The 1033-nt window shown below is 39.6% G+C and carries 1 protein-coding gene; it reads left to right on the top strand.

Annotated features, from left to right (window positions below):
* Positions 1-302: 302 nt before the first annotated feature.
* Positions 303-668, top strand: coding sequence for a helix-turn-helix domain-containing protein (locus ACFIL8_RS10920; protein ID WP_375689801.1), 366 nt, complete (start codon positions 303-305; stop codon positions 666-668).
* The last annotated feature ends 365 nt before the right edge of the window (positions 669-1033 follow it).

The following is a 1033-nucleotide window of genomic DNA, read 5'->3' as shown; positions in this document are numbered from 1 at the left end:
AGCCTCTCATTAAAAAATAAAGTTTATAAATAAAAACTATTTTCATTTGCCAATCTTCTGAAATTACTTTATCACTTAAAGTGTAATTTTGATCGTCCACGCAACGATCAACAGGGAACTAAAAGCCCTAAACCCTAGCGTACAATTGAACCCACTCTTGTGGGTATCCCGGAATTCCGGGAGTTTTTGCTATGTCCAGGTGCGTTTCCGCACTAAAAGCAAAAAAGCTGACTAGGGTTCAGTACTTTTAGACTCCCGGAATACCAATGCGAGGGCGCTCGCAACCGGAGGGGGGGCTTGAAGTGCCAACTAAAAATCCAAATTTTATCGACATTTTGATAGGTAAAAGAATCCGCCACAGACGCATTTCAATGAGCCTTTCGCAAAAAGAATTAGGAAGCTATTTAGGTGTCAGTTTCCAACAAATCCAAAAATATGAAAAAGGCTTCAATCGTGTAAGCGCAGGGTGTTTACTCAAAATCGCTCAAAAACTAGAAGTTCCCATAAGCTTTTTTTATGCAGATATTGCCACAAAAGAAAATCTTTCAACACATGCCTCACACTATGATCAAGAAACATACAGCGAAAAAGAACATTCACTTTTGAAAAATTTTAGAGAACTCCAGCCGAAAAAACAAAAAGCAATCTTGTGGCTGATTTCTGATTAAGCAAAAGAGTAACAATTAATATTATTCCATTCATATACCCCCTTAAGTCAAATTCAAACCAGCACTCCACACCCCTCCAAATCACGCCATTTTATGGGATATTGATTTTTCTTGCCAATCTCCTGAAATTACTTTATGAATTGGCCTGTGTTTTTTGGTCGTCTACGCAGCGGTCAATAAGGAGTTGGATTCCTTAAAACTTAACACATAAACAATTATGGCTATCCCGGAAATTCCGGGGGCTTTTGTTATGTCCAAGTGCTTTAAGCACTAAAAACAAGAGACTGTTTAAGTTCAGTGAATCCAACCTCCCGGAATACCAATGCGAGGGCGCTCGCAACCGGAGGGGGGCTTGAAGTGCAAAC

Origin of the sequence: Bartonella sp. AP57NXGY (genome assembly GCF_042195805.1) — a bacterium.
In the GTDB taxonomy this organism is placed as follows: Bacteria; Pseudomonadota; Alphaproteobacteria; order Rhizobiales; family Rhizobiaceae; genus Bartonella.
The sequence above is the reverse complement of the archived record's forward strand: the minus strand, read 5'-3'. Positions and strand labels throughout refer to the sequence as shown.